The organism is Capnocytophaga sp. HP1101 (assembly GCF_054772415.1).
The window spans coordinates 254,181-275,873 of the sequence record NZ_BPUU01000009.1; the positions used below are offsets into that span (position 1 = coordinate 254,181).

The window sequence follows — 21,693 nt, forward strand, 5'->3', positions numbered from 1 at the left end:
TATGGGGATAGTGCTCCGTCAATCGTTTAAGAATGTGCTCGCTACCTATTTGGGCTTTGCCATAGGGGCACTGAACACCCTTTTCCTGTTTACTTACTTCCTCTCCAAAAACGAGTACGGATTGGTGAGCTATGTTACTTCCACCGCTACCATTCTCTCTCCGCTTATCGCTTTTGGGGTGCACAATACCCTCATTCGTTACTATACCGCTTATCAAGACAAGAAAGAGCAAGCGCAATTCAACTTGATGTTGTGCTTTTTGCCTCTTTGGGTGATTGTACCCGCCACAATTATTGGCGCTATTAGCTATGAAGCTATTGCACAATGGCTTTCGGCTAAGAATGAAGAAGTGCGCGATTACGTTTTGCTCATTTTCCTCACTTCTGTAACGATGGCCTACTTTGAAATGGCTTATGCGTGGACGCGCGTACAACTGAAAACCGTCTTTGGCAACTTTTTGAAAGAAGTATTCCACAGGGTAGGGGTGATGATGCTGCTACTGGCTATCTACTTTCAGCTGATTGACTTTCACCAACTGATGTGGGGCGTGTTTTGGGTGTATGCCTTGCGTATGTTACTGATGTTTATGTCTGCTTTTTATATCCGTCGTCCGCAATTTGCTTGGGGATTGCCTAAAAATAGGCGAGAAGTCTTCTTGTACAGTCTGTTTGTGATATTATCGGGGTCGGTAGCATCGGTATTGATGGATATCGATAAGTTTATGCTGAACCAATACCTGCCTATAAGTGAAATTGCCGTGTACAACGTGGCTATCTTCACCGCCACGGTGATTGCCATTCCGTATAGGAGTATGTATCAGATAGTGAGTCCGCTGACGGCGCAGTTTATGAACCAAAACAAGCCCCAAGAGCTCGCCGACTTGTACAAACGCAGTACGGTAAACACTTATTTTGTGAGTATGGTGATTTGCGTGCTTATTATTGTGAATGCCCAGCAGTGTTACGCTTTGTTGCCCGATAAGGATTACAGCGCGGGGCTTGCGGTGCTCATCATCGTGTCGGTAGTGAAGTTAAGTGATGCTTTTATGGGGTTCAACAATGCCGTGTTGCTCAATTCGCCCTACTATCGCACCGTGCTTTTTTTGGGCGTTTTTTTGGTTATTGGCACCGTTTTGATGAATATGTGGCTTATTCCCCTTTACGGTATCAATGGGGCAGGATTAGCCACTCTTTTGGCTTTTACTTCGTATAACTTACTTAAGGCAGCCTTTGTATATCGCAAATACGGCTTGCAGCCTTTTAATAAAGCAACCATTCAGACCACCCTCTTTGGTGCAGTAGCCATTGTAGGGTTCTTCTTTTGGGATTTTTCGTTTCACCCGCTGGTAAATATCTTCTTAAAATCAGTGTTGGTGGGAGGCGTAAGTGTATTGTTTCTGCTTAAATTTAATCTCTCTGAAGATTTAGCGAGGCTTATTAGACAATTTAGAAATTAGCGAATATGTTAGCGTTTGCCATATTATACTTTGGGTATTTGTTCGCTGTTCCTTCGCTATGAGTTCGGTGTAGAGCCGATGTAGAGCCGATGTAGAGCTGATGGAGGTTCGCTATTCCTTCGGTATTTGTTCGTTCATCGTTTGATAATCTTGGGACAACAATAGGTGTGTGGTGTAAAAATTGTTGTTGCTTCTTTGTCAATTACTTATTTTCTTCTTAACTTTGTACTTTCATTTAATACCTGTAAGCTAATGAATGATATGCACCCACGTGTTAAACATATTTTAGAGGAGTACATTTATCCTATTGTGAAATCTATTAGTTACCCTAATGGCGATATGCTTGTTTTGGGAGGGCAATGGATTGAGCAGAAGTATCACCTAAGAATATTGTGTAAAACAACTTTGGATAGTTATTTTGATTATAACGAAGAAGATTGTGTAGCTAATCTTTATCCGCAAGTTATAACTGAAAATGCTCAATATACAGTTTATGGAGGAGAAACTAGTTGGGAAGGCGATGGCTTTATTTATGTTATTGACAAAGAGAGTCAAGCGCCTTTGTGGTTTCTGTTTTTGGACAATAGCGAGTATTTTAAAGAAGTCTATTTTGAGGATTCGAACTGTATAATTGCAGGTTCTGAGCTTGGCTTACGACTAAGAATTCCTATTGATAAACCTGAAAAAGTAAGTGTAATAAAATGACTTTAGAAGAAATAAAAAACTTTTGTTTTTCTTTGGTAGGTTATTATTTTTTCTGTACTTTTGTCACTTAAAATATAACACGCTAATAACTTTTTAAACTTACCAAAATATTATGTCTAAAGAATTAGAAAATGTAATGACGAATCGCTTCGAAAAGAAGCACCTTATTGCACTTGTGTGCATCTTGATTATTACGGCTGTGGTGTGGAATTTACCTATTGAGGTATTTCATATCAACGGACTTACAGTAATACACCAGCGAATTATCGCTATCTTTGTATTTGCCACCTTGATGTGGATTAGCGAGGCTATTCCATCGTGGGCTACTTCACTTTCAATCATCACTTTGATGTGTTTGACGGTCTCAAATCACAGTCTGTTTTTCTTCAAAGGAGAAGAAAATGAGGTGTTTGGCAAGCTCCTCAGCAGTAAGGAGATTATGGCTACTTTTGCCAACCCTGTGATTATGCTCTTCTTGGGCGGTTTCTTCTTAGCTATTGCCGCTACCAAATCGGGCTTAGACGTATTGCTCGCCAAGAATTTGATACGACCCTTCGGGCGCAAAAGCGAGAATGTGCTGTTGGGCTTTTTGCTCATTACAGGGGTATTCTCGATGTTTGTGAGCAATACAGCCACGGCAGCGATGATGCTCACTTTTCTCACACCTGTTTTTGCGGCTTTGCCTGCCAATGGTAAAGGACGTACAGCACTCACAATGAGTATCCCAATTGCGGCTAACTTAGGAGGTATGGCTACCCCTATCGGTACGCCTCCTAACGCTATTGCGCTACAAGCTCTTAACGATCCTAAGGGACTCAATATGGGCGTTGATTTCGGTGAATGGATGGCGTTTATGTTCCCCTTAGTGCTCTTGTTGCTCTTCATTTCGTGGCGAATTATCTTGAAATTCTTCCCTTTCACTCAAAAGACAATTAACTTGCACATTTTGGGCAACATACACAAAGGTTGGCGTATGTGGGTAGTGAGTGGTACCTTTATCCTTACTATTCTTTTGTGGTTGATACCCAGTGATGTAACAGGCGTTGATGCCAATACGGTGGCTTTAGTGCCTATGGGCGTTTTTGCGGCTACGGGGGTTATTACTGCCAAAGACCTACAATCCATCAACTGGAGTGTGATTTGGATGGTAGCGGGTGGTTTTGCATTAGGCTTAGGTATGAACGATTCAGGCTTAGCCGACCTTGCCATTGAAAGTATTCCATTTGGTTCGTGGTCACCTATCTTAATACTTATTGCTTCAGGTGCTATTTGTTATTTGCTCAGCAACTTTATATCAAATACAGCGGCTGCCGCTTTGTTAATTCCTATTTTGGTAACCATTTGCAAAGGAATGGGCGATAACTTGAGTGTGATAGGTGGTACTTCCACCGTGCTTATAGGGATAGCATTGGCAGCATCCTCAGCGATGTGCTTACCAATTTCTACACCGCCAAATGCGATTGCCTACTCTACAGGCTTGGTAAAACAAAGCGATATGCTAAAAATGGGACTTATTGTGGGACTTATAAGTATGGCGATAGGCTATCTTGTCTTATTCCTTATTGGAGAAACTCACTTTTTAGGATAATATGAAAAATATCATCATCACAGGTACCAGTAGGGGCATAGGCTTTGCGCTGGTACAACAGTTGGCTGCGGAAGGGCATAACATTTTAGCCCTTTCGCGGCATACTGCTTCTATAGAGGCACTTGGGTTGCCTAACGTTCATTGCTTTCCTTTTGATATTACCCAAGAGGAAGATTTAGAGGCTGTAACCCATTACTTGCAACAATGGAGGCGCGTAGATATTCTTATTCACAATGCAGGAAAACTCATCAACAAGCCTTTTGAAGAGCTTACGAGCACCGATTTTGAGGAGGTTTATAAAGTGAATGTGTTTGGGGTAGCACGCCTTACCCAACAAGTGTTACCTTTTATGCAGAAGGGTGCCCACGTGGTGAGTATCAGCAGTATGGGAGGGGTACAAGGGAGCTTAAAGTTTGGTGGATTGGCAGCTTATAGCTCTTCCAAAGGAGCCTTGATTACCCTCTCGGAGCTCTTAGCAGAGGAGTACAAAGAGCGGGGTATTGCTTTTAACACTTTGGCTTTAGGAGCGGTACAGACCGAAATGCTCACAGAGGCTTTTCCAGACTATCAAGCCAATATCACCCCCGAACAAATGGCGCGTTATATCGCCAATTTTGCTGTGAATGGGGGAAAGGTGTTTAACGGGAAAGTGCTACAAGTAGCGAATAGTACACCATAAACTAACGACTAATGACTAAAAACTAACGACTAATATGTATATCATTATTTTAACGTATCAAAAAGACCTTTCAGAGGTTGAAAAACATTTAGAAGCGCATCGCGCTTATTTAGATGAGCATTACGCTTCAGGCAATTTTATCGCTTCAGGAGCACAAGTACCTCGTGTAGGGGGCATAATTTTGTGTAAAGCAAGCAGTAGGGGAGAGGTAGAGGCTATCATTGCTAAAGACCCCTTTCATCAGCACCAAATAGCGAGCTATCAGGTTATTGAGTTTACTCCTACCAAATATGCTGAAGCTTTTGGTAAAGTAATTTCCTAATACATTTATATGAAACATTTTTTTGCAAGTATTCTTTTGCTTTTACTGCTCTGTAGTTGTGAAAATAGGGTAGAGGAGAAGCAACGTCTCACAGGTGGAGAACCTCCTATTACGTCATTGCCTGATAAAGCCCCTGTACCTTATGTAGACTGCCTAAAGTTGAATTACGAAGATTTTCTCAATCGTTATAAAGACAAGTATCCCCCTAAAAGTGAAGTTACTTTTATTATGAATGACTTGCAAGATGGAATCATCAGCGAATTTAGAGTGGGGCTATACAACTGTTTCAGTGAAAAAGAAGCTAAAGAGCGTGATATTCTCATCAAAGAAGTAACGTGGGATATTTCTTCAGACGACAAATATTTGACAATATGGTATCGCAGAGAAGGGAAGCACTGGGTACCTATAGATCATTTGCTTTATTCAAAAGATACAAGATTTTAACAAATTACCTCAAATGAATTTACAACAGTTTATTGAGAATTTTCCTTGGCAGAGATTTGGTACACCTTATGAAACCAATGCCAATATAGTAAAGCAAAGTCTGCTGAAAATATTGGACGGCTCGGCTACTAAAAGAGAGTATCAAAACCTTATCGATAGTTTTGAGTCGCAAGCGTGGTTGATAAAACTTTCGCCTTGGGGAATGAGGTTTTACCTTGCCTTATTGGAAGAGAACAAAGCGGATAAAGCTATATTGTTACGCGATATGCACACGCTTTTTGAGGCAGCTAATTACAGCTCACAGTCGCCACAAGCTAAGGAGTTTAAAACTACTAAAGGAAAAGTCGCTAAATATGAAGCATACAAAGAGAAACTATTTAGCAACACTTATAATGGCACAATGGACGATGAGTTTTTAAAGCTCGTTAAATCGTTAGACCGCCATTATTACCACGTAGCGATTATGGAACTATTAGAAGCGAATATCTCTCTATTGGAACGCTTCACTACTTCTGAAGATAAAGCAATAGCAGAGAACGCAACCTCACTGATAGAAGCTTTCAAGAACCCTAAAGTATATCCTTACAACTAATGAAAATAGTATTTTTAATAATCTTTATCCTTTTATTCTTAGTTTTCTTACTCTATTACTTAGTTCAGCAGTCTAAAAAGCCTTCGGGTTTTGTAGGCGTTATAATGATGAAGCTTTTCAATAGCGTTTATATGCCAATGGTACAATGGGCATTGGAATTCTATAAACCATCAAAAGTTCCACGAAAAATATTAGACATAGGGGTAGGAAATGGTAAATCAACAGTATTGCTCACTGAATATTTTCCTCATAGTGAAGTTTGGGGAATCGAAATCTCTGAAATAGCTATTAAGGAAGCGAAAAAACTTCATACAAGGGCTATTTTTCAGTTAGAGGACATTCGGAATACCTCATTTGGTGATAATACTTTTGATTTGATTACTGCTTTTCAAACACACTTCCATTGGCAAGAGCTTAAAGAGGCTTTTTTAGAAGTGAAACGCATACTTTCTGATAAAGGTACTTTTCTCATTGCTTGTGAATATACGAAGATTAGTTACTACCTTCCTAAGCTAAAAAAGACAGAAGATTTTAGTCATTTTTTAAACTCGGTAGGACTATCACTAATACAAGAAGAATGTAAACAAGGTTGGGTATTTTATAAGATAGTAAATACTGAATATAAGTAATTTACATTAAAAATATAAACTATTTATTTAACACTTATTTTACAAAGCATCTATTTACTGCGCGTACACTTGTATAACTATATTTATAATCAGTGTATTAAGTGCTTGTTTTAACAAATGTAACAAGCTTTCATTACAATTATTATCGGTTTCGTATTGGTTTCTATAGTTATATTTTAACTTTAAAATATTACAATAAAAACACTTATAACCAATATATTAATACAATAACTATATATGAGTAAAAATATAGCCCCTACTGTCAAGAAAAAACGCAAGGCTAATCGCTCCAAAAAAGTAGGTTTGCCTGCGGGTAGTTTGGTATACTTCGGTAACAAAGAGAAGCCCATCAATATAGAGGTGATGAGCTATAACGAGTCTTCTTGTTCCATAAAAAAAGTAACATCAGCTGACGAAGCTTTGAGTCTTATTACCGATAATCGTATCACGTGGATTAACGTAAATGGGTTGAACAATATTGAGGAAGTAAAAAAATTGGGTAACTATACCCAGTTGAATAACTTGCTCTTGGAAGACGTGTTGGATACAGAACACCGCCCAAAAGTGGAAATCCTCGACGATCATATTCTTGTGATCATCAAAATGCTGTATTATGGCAAAGATGAGCAACTCATCTCGGAACACTTAGCGTTGTTATTAGGCAAGAACTACCTCATTACTTTTCAAGAGAGTGAAGGCGAAGATGTGTTTGAACCCGTACGCAAACGCTTGCAAAATGCCGATACAGCCCTGAGAAAACGCACTGCCGACTATCTGCTATTCGGACTCTTAGATGCTATTGTGGATAATTATTTTGTAATTTTGGACAAGGTGAGTGAGAAGATTGAAGCAATTGAGGACGAACTCATTACGCACCCTCGTGAAGATATGATTTCTGAAATACAGTTGCTCAAAAAGAGTGCTATTTTCTTGCAAAAGTCAATTGTGCCCTCGCGAGAGGTGGTAAACAAGATTGAGAAAACCCCTCATCACCTTATTGAAGCTGATACCAAACACTATTTTCGCGACCTCCACGACCATACCGTACAAATTGTGGAGACCCTCAGCACTTATCGCGATATTCTTTGGGGGCTCACCGATACCTATATGGGGGCAATGAGCAACAAGATGAACAACATTATGCGTTTGCTCACACTCATTTCCACTATTTTCATTCCGCTTACTTTTATTGTAGGGGTGTATGGTATGAACTTCAAATATATGCCTGAATTGGAATGGTGGTGGGCATATCCGTTAGTTTGGTTGGTGATGATAGGCATATCAGTAATGATGATTTTCTACTTCAAACGCAAAAAATGGCTTTGACATTCACAAAAATACACTATCTTTGCGCGCTATGAATTTGTTAGACGAGAAAGTACAACAGTTTATCAAGGATTATCAAGGGGCAACTACAACATTGCTCCTCAAGAAAGCTGTGTTTAAGGGTCTGACAAACAAAGATTTAGTTGAGCAGATTGAAGGTAGGCGTACCGCTACTAAAAAGTTGCCTTTTTTATTGGCTGAAGAAGGCATATTATTTCCGCAAACGCTTAATTTAGAGCAAACCTCTTCTGAGGCAACGGCTCGCTACAAAGCACAAGGCTTGCAAGGCGAACGCTTTTTAGACCTCACTTGTGGCTTTGGCATTGATGCTTATTTCCTGTCAGAAAAGTTTAAAGAGGTTACCTTAGTAGAACAAAACGAGGAGCTCCTCAGCAAAGTACAGCACAATTGGCAGATATTAGGTCGCAGAGCCTCTTTTGTAAATAGCGATGCAGAAGATTTTTTGCAAACTACTACAGCACATTACAACCTTATTTACTTAGACCCCGCACGGCGTGACGCTCACAAACAAAAGAAGTTTCTGTTAGAAGACCTCTCGCCTAACATCTTAGACTTGCAAGCACTATTGTTGCAAAAAGCTGATAAAGTGCTTACCAAGCTCTCGCCTATGATAGACCTCAGTTATCTGTTGCACACGCTACCTAAGATTACGCACATTCACTTGATAGCGGTACGCAATGAGGTAAAGGAAGTTTTGGTAGTACAAGAGGCTAAAGGAGAAGAGCAAGTACGAATACACTGTGTGAATTTGGAAACTGAAGAGCCCTCTTTGCAGTTTGCTGAAGAGGCTTTGCATACCACTCAAGTAGCGTATAGCGCTCCTGAACAATATTTGTACATTCCTAACAATGCCTTGCTGAAATCGGGGGCATTTAACTATATAGCGCAAGAATTTGGGATAGAGAAATTAGACGTAAACACACAGCTGTATACCTCTGAAGAACTACAAATGCCTTTTGCAGGGCGTGTGTTGCAGGTGAGTACCATTAATCCTAAAGAACTCAAAAAAGGCAGTAAGTACTGTATTCTTTCAAAAAATTATCCACTAACGGTTGAAGAAATTAAAAAGAAATACCGCCTTGTGGAGGGCGGTAGTGAATATCTCATTTTTACCCGTTCTGTTGAGGGTTGGGTCGTGCTTTTAGGGACGGTAATCGGGTGAGGAAGTGCTTTTTCTTGAGGTAAAAGTGTTTCGTAAACGACAGTTGCAAGCTGGGAGTAATGAGGCGAATAGGTTTACTATCAGTAGGATATACCGATTTGTTATTAAAGATACCCGATAAGGCTATTGCCCAATCATTTTTGAGATAAACAAACGAGAAACGCGTCATAGAAGTAGGGTAGACCTTGATATTGAAATTTTGGAGCACGTCCATTTGGTTACCAAAATTGAGTCCGCCGATAAAAGTGCCTGTCAGCAACCAGTGTTCACTGGCTACCCACGAATAACCATAGCCCACGTGAACCCCTATTTGGAAGTTTTCAAAAGCCTCAGTGCTCACATTTTCAGTTTTAGCATCAGGCTCAATGCGATGCCAATAGAAACCACTGCCAAAGAGCAAACTCCCCGCCGATTTCACTTGACGTTCGCTCTGCTCAAAAGCCGCCCGTGCCGAAAACTTATCAGCGCGCCACACATAAGTGCTTTCAACCCCTATTTGTTGGGTAGAAAGGGTAGGAAAGAGGTCGTAATTACCTTTCCCTCTATCGATGTAAAAACCTGTATAATCATAAGCGTCGATTAATACACGTTTGCCGTATTTATGGGCTTGGATATCAATACTACGAGTGCTTAGATTGGTAGAGTTTTTCAGTCGGAATAAGTCCTGTGCATAGAGTATATTAAGCCCTAATATCTTGCGCAAACCTATTCCCACCCCTAAACTGAAAGGGTAATTAGGCGAATAAGTTTCCCCGCCCTGCGTAAGTACAAGCATTTTGGTAGGCGTATACGCTCTGAGCCATATTTCTTGTGGATAAGGCTGAATGTAGGTAGTGTCGCGCTCTTGAGCAAAGCTCAAAAGGCAACTACTTACTATAAAAACAAATAATAAGGCTCGTAAATTCATTGTAATATATAAAAACGGGTGCAAAAGTAATACATTTTTAGCAACTATGGAAATCATACTCAAATACTTTCCCTCACTCAGTGAGCAACAACAAGAACAATTTGCAAAGCTCAAACCGCTTTATGAGCATTGGAATGCTCAAATAAACGTCATCTCACGCAAAGATATCGACGATTTTTACGAGCGACACGTATTGCACAGTTTAGCTATTGCCAAGCGCATTCAGTTTTCTGATGATAGTCAAATATTAGATGTAGGCACAGGTGGAGGCTTCCCTGGAGTGCCTTTGGCTATATTGTTTCCTAACTGCCAGTTTACTTTAGTCGATTCTATCGGGAAGAAGATAAAGGTAGTGCAAGAGGTCGTAAAAGCCTTAAATCTTACCAATGTAACGGCTATACAGCTCAGAGCTGAGGAATTAAAAGCCCAATTCGACTTTGTGGTAAGCCGTGCGGTTACTCAAATGAAGGATTTTGTGCCTTGGGTAAAAGGAAAGTTCAAGAAAACCTCTGTAAACGACCTGCCTAATGGTATTCTCTACCTAAAAGGGGGCGACCTTACTGAAGAGTTAGCGCCTTTCCCTAAAGCAGAACTCACCGATATCAGTAGCTATTACGAAGAACCGTTCTTCGAGACCAAGAAGATAGTGTATTTAAAGGCTTAAAATAGTAGACCTAAAATATAAAAAAGGCTGTCCGAAACGACAGCCTTTTTTGTGTTCTAAATTTTCTTGAGTTGTTGTTGCATCATCTTTATTTGGTCGCTCATCAAGTTTTGCTTATCGAGTTTTTTAGCTTCGGTAAGAAGTTCTTGTGCTTCTCGTTTTTTGCGTTTCTGCATCATAATGCCGGCTAAGCTCAATTTTGCCATCGCTACATCATAACTCATCGTAAGCCCTAATTGCAAGGCTTTGCGAAAGTATTTTTCCGCTTGTGTGAGGTTCTTTTGCGAATAGATAATGCCGTACATATAGTTGTAATACCCTTGTTGTTTGCGCAATAAAGCAGTCTCTGGGTCAGCTATTTTACCAAGCCATTTTTCCATTCCCGCAAAGTCTTGTTTGCGCAAACGCAGGAAAGTAAGCAATATAAATTCGTTCCGAAAATAAAGTAAAATAGGGATAAGTGATAGAAAGATAAGCGCTATCCCATTGCCTATATTCCCCTGCGTGAACTGATACACTGCCCAAACAATAATAAGCACAGCTATTACTATTTTTAAATATTTGTTTTGTAGATATTTCATTTCTGTTTTTGTTTTAAAAGTTTGCAAAGGTAGTAATTCTTCTGGAATAATACTAATATTTAGTTGTTTTTTTCAACAAATACGTTCTCAGGGTATTCTATATGAGTGAGAAACAACCCACAAGCAGGCACCGAAGCCCCTGCTTTGCTCCGACTCTTACTAAGGATAATATCCTCAAAATCGGTGAGTGAAAGCTTCTGTAAGCCTACATCTATAAGTGTTCCCACAATCGCGCGCACCATATTGCGCAAAAAACGGTCGGCTGTGATGGTAAAGATGAGTTGGTTACCTACTTTTTCCCAATGTGCTTCGTATATTTTACAGTTATACGTCTTTACATCGGTATGTGTTTTTGAAAAACACTGAAAATCAGTATAATCAAAAAGTATTTGAGCTGCTTCATTCATTATTGCTACATTCAGCCGGTGTCTGAATGCCATTGCAAATTCATACGCAAAAGGGTCTTTTTCAGTACTAATATGGTATTGATACGTGCGTTTTAAGGCATCAAATCGGGCGTGAGCATTAGCTTTTACCTCGTATATATGATGAACAGCAATATCATCGGGAAGAAAAGCGTTTAACCTGTGAATGAGGTTAGCAGGCAACTCTTCTTCCACATCAAAATGAGCATACATTTGCGAAGCGTGTACCCCACTATCAGTTCGTCCTGCTCCCACCACTGTTATAGCAGTCCGCAAAATAGTAGAAAGAGCCTTCTGTAAAACTTCTTGCACTGAAATAGCTTTCGGTTGTAATTGCCAACCGTAATAGTTTTTACCAAAGAAAGAAAGTTCTATAAAATAGCGCATTTTTATCTTTATAAAAAGTAAAAGGTAACAGAGTTGAGTTCTGTTACCTTTTAGCATTCAGTTTATAATTAATTATTATTCACCAAGTAGCTTTTTAATACGTTGGAAGTTAGCACTGTCGCTCAAGGCACCATAAATACTCTTTAGCTGTTCTAAGATATTCTTATCGTTGCCATTAACTTTTACGTAGTTTTCTAACACTTCAGCAGCTTTTTTAAACAAACCTTCTTTTTGGTCTCTAAGCTCGTTAAATTTCTTGTTATCAGCAGCCGAATTACCCAATGCGTTCATTTGTTCAACCAATGAATTTCCTTCGTTGATGTAAGTAGTCGAAAGATTCAAAGTAGCATCAGCGTATTTAGGTTTAATTTTAAGCGCTTGTTCAAAAGCTTTGCGAGCTTCAAGATTGTTGCCTTGTTGCATATTGATAACCCCAATATTATAGTGAAGGTCAGCGTTATTAGGGTCAAGCTGTGCAGCTTCTTGCATTAGTTGTTTGAATTTTTCTTTATTGTCTAACTGCAAGTATACATTCGCCTCAGCAAGAATGATGTTAGCATCTTTAGGATAAGCCTTTCTGGCTTCAGCAAAAGCTTTTAACGCCTCATCTGTCTTGTTTTGTTCTACGTAAATAAACGCAATATTCTTCACGATATCAGCGCGTTTTGAAGGCGTTTTTTCTATTTTAGCATTTTCGTGAGTACCCGCTTTCACCATCAAATCACGTTGGTTCTTATCAGGGAAAGTTTCCTCTTTCTTAGTTTGCTTGTTAGTAGCCAAATAAAGCGTTTCAGCACCGTCATAACCTAAGTCTTTCAACTCTTTATAAAGTTTTACAGCGTTGTCGTAATCTTTACCTTCTACTGATACTACAGCCGCATTGTACAAAAATACAGTATCACGCGGACTAAGACGGTATACTTGTTCAAAAGCAACAGAAGCATTTTTGTAGCTTTTGCGCTCGTAATTGTCTTGCGCTTGCTTAGCTGCAATATTGATAGCCTCATCAGCTAACGTTTGCAATTGTCCTGAATATTTCCCTTTGCCACCTTCCAATTGTCTTACCTTAGCAAAAGCTGAAGAAGCCGCTTGTAATGAAGGCAATACATTCTCGTTTTTCTTAGCAGCCTCCACATTCACTTGCGCTTCCAAGAAATAAAACTGAGGTGCAAATTCAGTACCTTCCACTGAGCCTTTAATGGAACTTAATCCACTTTTAGCTGTCGCCAAATCCCCTTTACGGATTTGTTTTTCAATCTCTTTGAGTTCTTTTTTTTGTCCGAATGCCACTGCCGAAATTAGTAAGGCAGCAGCCATTAATAATGGTTTTCTCATATTGTTTTGCAATTTAAACGCAGTTTTTTGTTTTATGTTTTAATTTCAAGTCGCAAATGTAGCACTTTATTTTTAAAGTACCAAATATTCCCGACTTTTTATTTAGCAACAAATCTTGTGCCAACTGCATTCTTCTGATAATTAGTTCGTTGATATTTTATGAATATTCCACCACTTTATTTCTAATTGTGATAAAATTTTCTCAGAAGCCACACCTAAGAAAAATTGCATTTTTTTCGCTAAAATCGCGTTTTTAACATTTTTTTCTCAATAAGCTAAATACCTCTTTCTACTAATTGAAATTCAAGTTAGTAACCTCATTCCTTCGTCTTTCCTTCGTCTTTCCTTCGTCTTAGGTTCGCCTTACCTTCGCTTTAGGTTCGTCTCTTGTTCGTCTAAGAGATAAGATAGGTATATTTGTTATCTAATTGATACATAAACAATTATCATTTTCTTCTCTTTAAAAGAGTAACCAGTGTTTTATTATTTTATTTTGAAGAAAAATGCCCTATTTTAGATATTTTAAGAATTTTTCTTCAGTTTTTCCAAAGTCCGCATAGTATTCCTACACTACTACCTCGAATTTCCTTTATTTTTGAAACTAATTTGTTCTATTTCTTGCGTATAGTCTCACCATATAAAAGAATACTTTTCACCTATAATACTATTGTTTTGCATTAGCAATAAAATTTATAGGCTAACACTTTTGTATTTCCGATTATTATTCGTACCTTTGCCCTCAAATAAAATCTTATGAAGAAATTAACTTTAATCGCATTCCTTTTAATTGTCTTTTCTTGTAAGACAAATCCCTTTACAGGGAAGAGTACCCTTAATTTTATGCCTAATAGTCAGGTGTTTCCAATGGCATTTAGTCAGTATTCCACCTTCCTGAACTCTAATAAGGTAGTGAAGAATACCAGTGATGCCGCAATGGTAAAGCGCGTAGGCGAACGCATAGCAAAAGCAGCCAAACTATGGCTCGATACCAATGGTTATAAAGGCTATTTAGACGACTATCGCTGGGAATATAACTTGGTAGATAGTCCCGAGGTGAATGCTTGGTGTATGCCAGGAGGTAAAATTGTGGTTTATACAGGTATTTTGCCTATTACGCAGTCCGAAACTGGCTTAGCAGTGGTAATGGGGCACGAGGTGGCACACGCTTTAGCCGACCACGGAGCGCAACGTATGAGTGCGGCTACCTTACAACAAATAGGTGCTATTGCGGGTTCAGTAGCCCTGCAAACCAGTAAATACGCTGCTTATACCGACCAGTTTATGCTGGCTTACGGTCTCGGCTCTAACTTAGGGGTAATGTTGCCCTTCAGTCGTTCCAACGAAACTGAAGCCGATGCCATAGGTATCCAGATTATGGCAATTGCAGGTTATGACCCTGCCGAGGCGCCTGAACTATGGAAGCGTATGAGTGCCAAGAAAGACGGTAAATCTACCCCTACTATTTTAAGCACCCACCCTTCTGATGCCTCTCGTATTAAAAACCTTACCCTATTGGTACCCAAAGCACGTGCTGAGGCTGCTAAATTTGGAGTTACCAATTTTCAATAGGCTTAAAAAATAAGATACTATTACTAAGATTATATATGCGTAATAAGTGTCGCTACAATTCCCCCCTTGAGGGGGGTATAGGGGGATGTCTTTAATATCTCCATATATTAATTAGGTAACAAATAAACATTATAAAGATATGCAACAAGTTTACGACAAAATTAATGAAACGGCTCGTATCATACAGTCGTACATCACAGAGCACACTCCTGAGTTTGCTATTATTTTAGGTTCTGGACTCAATAAGTTAGAAGATGAAGTGGAAGTAATTTCGGAGATAAAATACAATAACATACCTAACTTCCCTAAATCTACAGTAGCAGGACACAAAGGCAAACTAATTTATGGTAAAATAGAAAACCGCTACGTGCTGATGATGGCGGGACGCGTGCATTACTACGAAGGCTATTCAATGCAAGAAGTAACTTTCCCGATACGCGTATTTGCACAATTGGGGATTAAACGTCTCATCGTTTCCAACGCTTCAGGTGGAGTAAACCCAAACTTTTCTATAGGTGATGTAATGGTGATTCGCGACCATATCAATTTATTCCCAGAACACCCTTTGCGCGGTAAAAACTTAGACCTATTTGGTGCTCGTTTTCCCGATATGAGCAAACCCTATAGCCAAGCAATGATAACTGAGCTTGAGAAAATAGCAAAAAAGCACAAAATTAAGCTCCAAAAAGGAGTATATGTAGGTTTACAAGGACCATCGTTTGAAACACCCGCTGAGTATGGAATGGTACGCATTTTAGGAGGTGATGCTGTAGGTATGAGCACCGTGCCCGAAGTGATTGTCGCACGTCATCAAAAAATGGAAGTGTGTGCCCTCTCTGTCATTACCGACTTAGGAGGTCCTGAAATATCCCCCGATGTATCTCACGAAGAAGTACTGAACGCCGCCAATATCGCAATGCCTAATGTCATATTGTTGGTCAAGAACTTGATTAAAAACTATCAATAATTTTTAGTCGTGGTATAAACTTTGCCAAAGTTTTAAACTTTGGCAAAGTTGAATTACCAAATTATATTCACTCTTCACTTTTCTCTTTAATAAGTCTCAGCACCTTCTCAGGGCATCTCACAGGTCTAAAAGTCTTCGCATCTACAAACACTAATACAGTATTAGCTGTAGAAAGTAGTTCACCTTTTTCATTGAGAATTTCATAATCAAACTCTATTTTTGTAGAGGGCAGTTCCTTTAGTTTCGTACGAATGGTAATGAGTTCATCGTACAAAGCAGGCTTTTTATATTGAATTTGCAACGATACCACTGGCATCATCACCCCTTCTTCTTCCATCCCTTTATAGGTAAACCCGATAGAACGTAACCACTCCACTCTACCTAGTTCGAGGTACTGAGGATAATTTCCATAGTATACTACCCCCATTTGGTCAGTTTCTGCATAGCGCGTACGCAGTACATAATCGAAATATAATTCTTTCATATTTAGATAGATATAAGTATTAACAAAATATTAACAGCTCTCTCATATAAAATAAAAGTACAAAAACAAGTGTTAAATATTTTTTTAATTCAAAAATTATTCACAATTTTGCTCACTGAAAAAACAACAGTTTTATCACCGGCAAAATTAATAAAAAAATCTAATAATCAAATTTTTAGATAAAAAGTAGCACTAAAAAAGATGAAAGAAGCAGCTGAAAAAGTCTGGAGTAAGTGTCTTGAATTTATAAAAGACAACATCGCAGAGCAACCATTTAGCACGTGGTTTGCTCCTATCATACCTGTGGAATTAGAGAACAACACTCTGAAAATCAAAGTCCCCAGTAAATTCTTTTGCGAGTGGTTAGAAGAAAATTACATTTCTCTTCTCAAATCGGCTATGACTTTTACCTTGGGAGTAAATTCCCGCTTGGTGTACATCGTCGATAATCCTATCACCAAAGAACAACTTCCTAGTACGAACCGGCCGGAACTAGCCAAACAGACTTTGACTTTAGCTACTGAGACCAAAGATCCTGGACTTAAAAATCCTTTTGTAATTCCTGGTATTCGCGAAATAACTGTTGATCCTCAGCTGAACTTACATCAAAACTTCGACAACTTTGTGGAAGGGGCTTCTAATCGTTTGGCGCGCTCTGCAGGTATGGCTGTTGCTAACAAACCTGGTGGCACAGCTTTCAATCCACTGTTTATATTCGGTGGGGTAGGCTTAGGCAAAACGCATTTAGCGCACGCTATTGGGGTAGATATCAAAGAGAAATACCCTAAGAAGAAGGTGCTCTACGTCTCTGCCGAAAAATTTACTCAGCAATTTATCAGCGCTTCTACTGCCAAAGACAAAGATAAAAATACTCTCAACGACTTTATTCACTTTTATCAGCTCATTGATGTGCTGATAGTAGACGATATTCAATTCCTATCAGGGAAAGTGAAAACTCAAGATGCTTTCTTTCACATCTTCAACCACCTTCACCAAAATGGCAAGCAGGTAATTCTTACTTCTGATAAAGCTCCTGTTGATTTGTTTGACATAGAGCAACGTTTGCTCTCTCGCTTCAAATGGGGACTTTCAGCCGAATTGCAAACCCCTGACTATGAAACGCGCTACAAGATATTAGAAAATAAATTCTACAACGATGGGGCTGAAATAAGTGAAGATATCATCGCTTATTTAGCTGAAAATATCCGTACCAATGTACGCGAACTCGAAGGTGTGAGTAATTCATTGATTGCGCAAGCTGCCTTTAACCGCAAAGAGTATTCCATAGAACTCGCTCAAAGTATCATTGATAAATCAGTGAAGAACAACCGCAACGACTTGACCATCGACCATATCCAGCAAATCATTGCCGATTATTTCAACTTGGATATAGAAGCCTTGCACTCCAAAACCCGTAAGCGCAATGTGGTGCAAGCACGACAATTAGCAATGTTCTTCTCAAAGAAATACACCAAGAACTCACTTTCTACCATCGGTAGCCAGATAGGTCAACGAGACCACGCAACGGTACTGCACGCCTGTAAAACAGTGGAAAACCTAATAGAAACCGATCGCGCTTTCAAAAAATATGTAAGTGATTTGGAAACTAAATTTTCTGACTAATACAAATCATTATCTTAAAATTTACTATTCTTATAAATAAAAAGAGAATTAGGCTGTATTGTATTGCCTAATTCTCTTTTTATTTATATCAAAAATCACTTAATTCGCTACTTCACTGATGAATTTCAGTCGGTAGATTCTCAATTCGTCGTCTTCATAGTCACCAGCAAACTCTTTTGAAGCTAACGATATTTTATCGCTTTCAGCTTCCATAAAGTACTCGTGTAACTCTTCTTGTTGCTCTTCATCAAAAATTTCGTTTACCCAGTAGCCAATATTCAGCTTGGTACCACTGTATACAATCTGCTCCATTTCTTTGAGGAACTCATCCATCTCCAATCCTTTGGCTTGAGCAATATCAGGCAAAGGTAACTTTCGGTCAATATTCTGAATGATAAACAGTTTCAAAGCCGAGTTAGAACCTGTAGTTTTCACAATTAAGTCTTCAGCTCGTATAATGTCGTTTTCCTCTACATAACGACCTATGAGCTTTATAAACTCAGCTCCAAACTTCTTAGCTTTACCTTCCCCAATACCGTGTACATTAGTCAGCTCCTGAATCGTAATAGGATATTTTAACGCCATATCTTCCAATGATGGGTCTTGGAATACCACAAACGGAGGTACACCTTTCTGTTTAGCCACCTTTTTGCGTAAATCTTTAAGCATTTCCAATAACACAGGGTCGGCAGTACTAGCGTTCCCACTATTGATATCCTCAGGTTCTTCGTCAAAACTGTGGTCTTCCGTCATCATAAACGACGGTACATCTTTCAAAAACTCTTTACCCTTATCGGTGATGAACATCACCCCATAAGTCTCTATATCCTTACGAATGAGCCCGTTTACCATTATTTGACGCAGTAGCGCCATCCAGTAAGCATCGTCTTTATCTTTACCAATGCCAAAGAACTCTTGTTCGTCAATACGGTGAGCCTTGATAATAGCACTCACTTTACCGATGAGTGTATTCACAATCTCTTTAGCTTTGAACTTCTGTTTAGTAGCGATAATCACGTTCAGCAATTTCACCACATCGTCTTTTGCTTCTTTCTTTTCTTTAGGGAAACGCACATTGTCATCCATATTAGCCCCTTCTCCGTTCACCTCGTCAAATTCTTCACCAAAATAGTGCAGTATAAACTTCCTGCGCGAACTGGACGTCTCGGCATAAGCTACAATGTCTTGCAATAACGCCTGACCTATTTCCTGCTCGGCTATAGGCTTGCCAATCATAAACTTTTCGAGCTTTTCCACATCTTTATAGGAGTAAAACGCTAAGCAATGTCCTTCGCCACCATCGCGCCCCGCACGACCGGTTTCTTGGTAATAACTCTCTATGCTTTTAGGAATATCGTGGTGAATTACAAAGCGCACATCAGGTTTATCAATACCCATACCAAAGGCAATAGTAGCCACTACCACATCTACCTCTTCCATTAGGAACATATCTTGATGTTTGGCGCGTGTTTTAGCATCTAAGCCCGCGTGGTAAGGCACTGCCGAAATCCCGTTTACTTGTAAAGTCTGTGCGAGGTCTTCCACCTTCTTACGGCTGAGACAATATATAATACCCGACTTCTTGCTGTTCTGTTTCACAAAGCGGATAATGTCGGCATCTACATTTTTAGTTTTAGGGCGTACTTCGTAATACAAATTAGGACGGTTAAACGACGATTTAAACACATTAGCCTCCTGCATACCCAAGTTCTTCAAAATGTCCTCTTGTACCTTAGGCGTAGCCGTAGCCGTAAGTGCCACGATAGGGATATTGCTACCCAATCGCTCAATAATCGTTTTGATATTGCGGTACTCAGGACGGAAATCGTGCCCCCATTCCGAGATACAGTGTGCCTCATCAACAGCTACAAACGAGATAGGCACCGTCTTGAGGAAGTTTGCATACTCCTCTTTGATAAGTGATTCGGGGGCTACGTAAAGCAGTTTAGTTTTTCCCGCACTGATATCCTCCATCACCTCGCGAATTTCATTTTTTGTAAGCGAAGAGTTCAGCACGTGAGCAATGCTATCAGTTGACGAAATACCACGCATCGCATCTACTTGATTTTTCATCAAAGCGATAAGGGGAGAGATAACAATAGCCGTTCCCTCCAAGACTAAGGCAGGTAATTGGTAGCATAATGATTTACCACCACCTGTAGGCATAATAACAAAGGTGTTCTCTTTGTTAATTACACTGGTAATAATTTCTTCCTGATGCCCTTTAAACGCTTCAAAACCAAAATAGTGTTTCAGGGCACCGTGTAAATCATCTTTTGTCATTTTCATATTAAATTTCTCCTGTTTTAGTGTCGAGTTTCTTTGTTGTCAAATTTATTTTACAAATATACGGCAATTTTTTGAATCACAAAAATTTTTTCAAAAAAAAGCCCAAAAAGATAAAAATCTCTTTGGGCTCTTTGTAAAACAAGAGCTAAATGTTACAAGGTGTGTTGTAGTTCCGTTACATTTCCCGGAAAGTCTGTTACCTTTATAGTTATAACACTACCTCTAACAGACGGATTACCAGCTGTAGTAGTATACACATATTGCATACCGTCTTGCACCGCTTCCCCTTGTTCAATCAGCGACTTGTTGGCTTCGTGAATACTCACTTTCACCGAGCGCACCGAAAAATCCTCTAAGATAAGCAATCTGATTTTATCACCAGTATTGCCCTTATAATCGCTTGCGTCTATCTTGTTCACCTTAGGTTTATTGAGATAATCGGCAACAGCCATTGTAAAGACTGTTTGCTCGCCACTCTTTGCCTGAGGTGATGCTGCATAGAACGCTTTCTTATCGGGCGTTTTCATCACTTGTTGGGCATAACGCACCGCTTCTTTAAAAAGCTCGCGTTGCTTTGCTTGTGCTGCACTGGGCGCTGATTTTGAAGGTCGGGGAGACCTTGCAACTATAGTTCTACCTTTCACATTGCGAAAGATAAGTGTTTTACCGACCTCACCCTTGAGGTCTTTGACAAGAATGTTAAAACTTTCTGCCATAACGAAATTAATTTTAAAGAGTTATACATTATTTTATTGAAAGCCCAAAAGAGGAGTGGTTATCCCCTTTTGTTTTCGGTGCAAAGGTACGGCAAAAAGCAATAGATTTTTCGCTAAAATTAATAAGTTATTAACACACTTATCAACAAATGAATGTTAAACATTATTAATGAAAGAGTTGTGTATTTATTCCTTCAATCGTTCTTTTATAAAAGCACTTACCGTAAGGCGGTGTACTCCTAAAATCCTACCTATAGCAGAATACGATACCTGCTTACTCAATAGTTCTTTTATCTGTCGCTCCTGCCCTGTGAGTTTGGTCTTAGCCGATTTGCTTCCCTTGGGTCTGCCTAATACTACCCCTTCAGCTTTCTTGCGTGCCAACGCCTCACGCGTACGCTGACTGATAAGGTTACGCTCAATTTCAGCCGAAAGCCCAAAGGCAAACGCCAGCACCTTGCTGTTGATGTCGCTACCAAGGCGATAGTTATCCTTAATTGTCCACACCTGAATATCGCGATTCATACACTCATTCAGCACCCCCATAATCATTAGGAGGTTACGCCCCAAGCGCGACAGCTCGGAACAGATAAGAATATCGTCTTTTTTCATTTCCTTTAGGATTTTACCCAGTTTTCTATTTTCTACCTTAGTCATACCCGAAATGGTTTCTTCCACCCAAGCATCAATACTAAAACTATTCTTTTTACAAAATTTACCAATCTCAAATCGTTGGTTTTCTACCGTTTGTTTATCGGAACTCACCCGAATATATCCATAAATCATTGTATAAGTAATTTTGATTAAAGTGTTTAATATAAT

The 21,693-nt window shown here is 39.3% G+C and carries 22 protein-coding genes; 14 read left to right on the forward strand and 8 right to left on the reverse strand.

Going from position 1 to position 21,693, the window contains the following annotated elements:
• Position 1 precedes the first annotated feature (1 nt).
• The 10 genes from RCZ04_RS07105 (at position 2) to RCZ04_RS07150 (ending at position 8,924) form a co-directional block, all read left to right on the forward strand.
• Positions 2-1,456 (forward strand): lipopolysaccharide biosynthesis protein, encoded by a 1,455-nt coding sequence (locus RCZ04_RS07105; RefSeq protein ID WP_460485320.1) that lies wholly within the window; start codon positions 2-4, stop codon positions 1,454-1,456.
• A 252-nt stretch (positions 1,457-1,708) separates the two neighbouring features.
• A complete protein-coding gene (locus RCZ04_RS07110) occupies positions 1,709-2,161 on the forward strand; it encodes a hypothetical protein (RefSeq protein WP_460485321.1) in 453 nt (150 codons plus the stop codon).
• A 112-nt stretch (positions 2,162-2,273) separates the two neighbouring features.
• Positions 2,274-3,749 (forward strand): SLC13 family permease, encoded by a 1,476-nt coding sequence (locus RCZ04_RS07115; protein ID WP_460485322.1) that lies wholly within the window; start codon positions 2,274-2,276, stop codon positions 3,747-3,749.
• Between the two features lies 1 nt (position 3,750).
• On the forward strand, positions 3,751-4,428 hold the full coding sequence (locus RCZ04_RS07120; RefSeq protein ID WP_460485323.1) for an SDR family NAD(P)-dependent oxidoreductase: 678 nt from the start codon (positions 3,751-3,753) through the stop codon (positions 4,426-4,428).
• A 34-nt stretch (positions 4,429-4,462) separates the two neighbouring features.
• Entirely contained in the window at positions 4,463-4,750 is a 288-nt protein-coding gene (locus RCZ04_RS07125; protein ID WP_460485324.1) for a YciI family protein, read from the forward strand.
• Between the two features lie 9 nt (positions 4,751-4,759).
• Complete coding sequence (locus tag RCZ04_RS07130; RefSeq protein WP_460485326.1) at positions 4,760-5,194, forward strand: hypothetical protein; 435 nt, start codon at positions 4,760-4,762, stop codon at positions 5,192-5,194.
• A 13-nt stretch (positions 5,195-5,207) separates the two neighbouring features.
• Positions 5,208-5,786: a hypothetical protein gene (locus tag RCZ04_RS07135; protein WP_460485328.1), complete on the forward strand. Its 579-nt coding sequence runs from the start codon at positions 5,208-5,210 to the stop codon at positions 5,784-5,786.
• Positions 5,786-6,415, forward strand: coding sequence for a class I SAM-dependent methyltransferase (locus RCZ04_RS07140; RefSeq protein ID WP_460485329.1), 630 nt, complete (start codon positions 5,786-5,788; stop codon positions 6,413-6,415). Before RCZ04_RS07135 ends, RCZ04_RS07140 begins: the two co-directional genes overlap by 1 nt.
• Before the next feature lie 237 nt (positions 6,416-6,652).
• On the forward strand, positions 6,653-7,741 hold the full coding sequence (gene corA / locus RCZ04_RS07145) for a magnesium and cobalt transport protein CorA (protein WP_460485331.1): 1,089 nt from the start codon (positions 6,653-6,655) through the stop codon (positions 7,739-7,741).
• Positions 7,742-7,772: 31 nt separating this feature from the next.
• Positions 7,773-8,924, forward strand: coding sequence for a class I SAM-dependent methyltransferase (locus tag RCZ04_RS07150; protein ID WP_460485332.1), 1,152 nt, complete (start codon positions 7,773-7,775; stop codon positions 8,922-8,924).
• Here RCZ04_RS07150 and RCZ04_RS07155 read toward each other — a convergent pair.
• Positions 8,872-9,831, reverse strand: a complete 960-nt coding sequence (locus RCZ04_RS07155; RefSeq protein WP_460485333.1) for a DUF4421 family protein — start codon at positions 9,829-9,831, stop codon at positions 8,872-8,874. The two genes, RCZ04_RS07150 and RCZ04_RS07155, sit on opposite strands and share 53 nt — an antisense overlap.
• 46 nt (positions 9,832-9,877) lie before the next feature.
• Here RCZ04_RS07155 and rsmG point away from each other — a divergent pair, with 46 nt between their 5' ends.
• Entirely contained in the window at positions 9,878-10,495 is a 618-nt protein-coding gene (gene rsmG, locus RCZ04_RS07160) for a 16S rRNA (guanine(527)-N(7))-methyltransferase RsmG (protein WP_460485334.1), read from the forward strand.
• A gap of 56 nt (positions 10,496-10,551) precedes the next feature.
• On the opposite strand, the gene RCZ04_RS07165 is transcribed toward rsmG, so the two are convergent.
• The 3 genes from RCZ04_RS07165 to RCZ04_RS07175 form a co-directional block, all read right to left on the reverse strand.
• Positions 10,552-11,076: a tetratricopeptide repeat protein gene (locus RCZ04_RS07165; protein WP_460485335.1), complete on the reverse strand. Its 525-nt coding sequence runs from the start codon at positions 11,074-11,076 to the stop codon at positions 10,552-10,554.
• A gap of 59 nt (positions 11,077-11,135) precedes the next feature.
• The gene (gene truA / locus RCZ04_RS07170; RefSeq protein ID WP_460485336.1) at positions 11,136-11,888 is read right to left on the reverse strand and encodes a tRNA pseudouridine synthase A; all 753 of its coding nucleotides are present in this window, start codon (positions 11,886-11,888) and stop codon (positions 11,136-11,138) included.
• Positions 11,889-11,963: 75 nt separating this feature from the next.
• Positions 11,964-13,223: a tetratricopeptide repeat protein gene (locus tag RCZ04_RS07175; RefSeq protein WP_460485337.1), complete on the reverse strand. Its 1,260-nt coding sequence runs from the start codon at positions 13,221-13,223 to the stop codon at positions 11,964-11,966.
• A gap of 753 nt (positions 13,224-13,976) precedes the next feature.
• On the opposite strand from RCZ04_RS07175, the gene RCZ04_RS07180 reads away from it, so the two are divergent.
• Both RCZ04_RS07180 and RCZ04_RS07185 read left to right on the forward strand, forming a co-directional pair.
• The gene (locus RCZ04_RS07180; RefSeq protein ID WP_460485338.1) at positions 13,977-14,792 is read left to right on the forward strand and encodes a M48 family metallopeptidase; all 816 of its coding nucleotides are present in this window, start codon (positions 13,977-13,979) and stop codon (positions 14,790-14,792) included.
• Positions 14,793-14,931: 139 nt separating this feature from the next.
• On the forward strand, positions 14,932-15,759 hold the full coding sequence (locus RCZ04_RS07185) for a purine-nucleoside phosphorylase (protein WP_460485339.1): 828 nt from the start codon (positions 14,932-14,934) through the stop codon (positions 15,757-15,759).
• 67 nt (positions 15,760-15,826) lie between these two features.
• Here the strand turns inward: RCZ04_RS07185 and RCZ04_RS07190 are convergent, their stop codons facing one another.
• Complete coding sequence (locus RCZ04_RS07190; protein ID WP_460485340.1) at positions 15,827-16,243, reverse strand: acyl-CoA thioesterase; 417 nt, start codon at positions 16,241-16,243, stop codon at positions 15,827-15,829.
• Between the two features lie 201 nt (positions 16,244-16,444).
• On the opposite strand from RCZ04_RS07190, the gene dnaA reads away from it, so the two are divergent.
• The gene (gene dnaA, locus RCZ04_RS07195) at positions 16,445-17,866 is read left to right on the forward strand and encodes a chromosomal replication initiator protein DnaA (protein WP_460485341.1); all 1,422 of its coding nucleotides are present in this window, start codon (positions 16,445-16,447) and stop codon (positions 17,864-17,866) included.
• 99 nt (positions 17,867-17,965) lie between these two features.
• On the opposite strand, the gene recQ is transcribed toward dnaA, so the two are convergent.
• From recQ to RCZ04_RS07210, 3 genes are all read right to left on the reverse strand, one after another.
• Positions 17,966-20,155: a RecQ family ATP-dependent DNA helicase gene (gene recQ / locus RCZ04_RS07200; RefSeq protein ID WP_460485342.1), complete on the reverse strand. Its 2,190-nt coding sequence runs from the start codon at positions 20,153-20,155 to the stop codon at positions 17,966-17,968.
• A gap of 152 nt (positions 20,156-20,307) precedes the next feature.
• Positions 20,308-20,871, reverse strand: a complete 564-nt coding sequence (locus tag RCZ04_RS07205; RefSeq protein ID WP_460485343.1) for a hypothetical protein — start codon at positions 20,869-20,871, stop codon at positions 20,308-20,310.
• A gap of 186 nt (positions 20,872-21,057) precedes the next feature.
• Positions 21,058-21,657, reverse strand: coding sequence for a master DNA invertase Mpi family serine-type recombinase (locus tag RCZ04_RS07210; RefSeq protein ID WP_460485344.1), 600 nt, complete (start codon positions 21,655-21,657; stop codon positions 21,058-21,060).
• Positions 21,658-21,693 lie beyond the last annotated feature (36 nt).